Below are 1,503 nucleotides of genomic sequence, written 5' to 3' on the forward strand. Positions count from 1 at the left end.
TGTTCGCCGTCAGGGCTTGTGAGACAAATTGAAGGGTTTTGCGGAGGGAGGATTTCTGGTTCATCGTAGCCACCAGGAGCGAAGATGAAGCAGAAATCCGGACCGGGCAAAGCACCGGCAGAACGAGTGCTAAAGGACATTCGGCGTCAGACACGCCGGCAATATTCGGCGGAAGAGAAGATCCGTATTGTGCTGGAAGGGCTGCGGGGTGAGGAGAACATCTCCGAGCTGTGCCGGCGCGAGGGCATTGCTGCCTCAATGTACTATGGCTGGTCCAAGGAGTTCCTCGAAGCCGGCAAGCGTCGCCTGGCGGGCGACACGGCGCGTGCGGCAACCTCAGGCGAGGTGAAGGATTTGCGTCGTGAGACGACGGCGCTGAAGGAAGTCGTGGCCGACCTCACGCTGGAGAACCGGTTGCTTAAAAAAAGCATGACCGGGGATGGGGAGGACGAGGCATGAGATATCCTGCGTCCGAGAAGGCCGAGATCATCCAGTTGGTCGAGCAATCCCATCTTCCGGCCAAGCGCACGCTGGACAAGCTTGGCATCCCACGGGCCACGTTCTATCGCTGGTATGAACGTTACCGCGAGGGCGGCAGCGCCGCGCTGGCCGATCATCGATCTCGACCGCAGCGGGTCTGGAATCGCATCCCGGACGATGTGCGAGGTCAGCTCATCGACCTGGCGCTGGAGACTCCGGAACTGTCGCCGCGTGAGCTGGCCGTGCGGTTCACCGACGAACGGAAGTATTTTGTCTCCGAAGCGTCGGTCTATCGGTTGCTGAAGGCGCATGACCTCATCACCAGCCCGGCCTATGTGGTGATCAAGGCGGCCAACGAGTTCAAGGACAAGACGACGGCCGTCAATCAGCTCTGGCAGACCGACTTCACCTATCTCAAGATTACCGGTTGGGGTTGGTACTATCTCTCGACCGTGCTCGACGACTTCTCGCGCTACATCGTAGCTTGGCGGCTTGGTCCCACGATGGCTGCCTCCGACGTCACGGCCACGCTCGACCAGGCGCTCCTGGCCTCTGACCTCGACCGCGTCGCTCAGCGGCCGAGGCTCCTGACCGACAATGGGTCGAGTTACGTGGCAGATGATCTGGCCAGGTGGCTCGAGAAGAAGGGCATGCAACATGTGCGCGGCGCTCCGTATCATCCCCAGACCCAGGGAAAGATCGAGCGTTGGCACCAGACCCTGAAGAACCGCATTCTGCTCGACAACTACTACCTGCCCGCCGACCTCGAACGACAGATCCGGGCCTTCGTCGAACACTACAATCACGTCCGCTACCATGAGAGCATCGACAACCTCACGCCTGCCGATGTCTACTTCGGTCGGGCTGGGGCAATCCTCGCCGAGCGAAAACGCATCAAGCGCAACACCATCGCAACCCGCCGCTTGCAGCATCAATTGCAAGCAGCTTAAACTCTAACCCCTGATGAGCCAGAGCCTCCCTTCTCGAAAAGCCTGATCAGTCTCAAATTATCTGACGACGGAC

1 protein-coding gene is annotated in these 1,503 nt (G+C 59.8%); it reads left to right on the top strand.

Annotated features, from left to right (window positions below):
- Nucleotides 1–84 precede the first annotated feature (84 nt).
- Nucleotides 85–1,430 (top strand): IS3 family transposase gene (locus tag CWO89_RS44110; protein ID WP_130584371.1). Its coding sequence is split into 2 segments (ribosomal slippage): nucleotides 85–421 and nucleotides 421–1,430, totalling 1,347 coding nucleotides; the frame shifts between segments, so codons are not numbered across the junction.
- Nucleotides 1,431–1,503: the final 73 nt, after the last annotated feature.

Origin of the sequence: Bradyrhizobium sp. Leo170 (assembly GCF_004296405.1) — a bacterium.
Classification (GTDB): domain Bacteria; phylum Pseudomonadota; class Alphaproteobacteria; order Rhizobiales; family Xanthobacteraceae; genus Bradyrhizobium.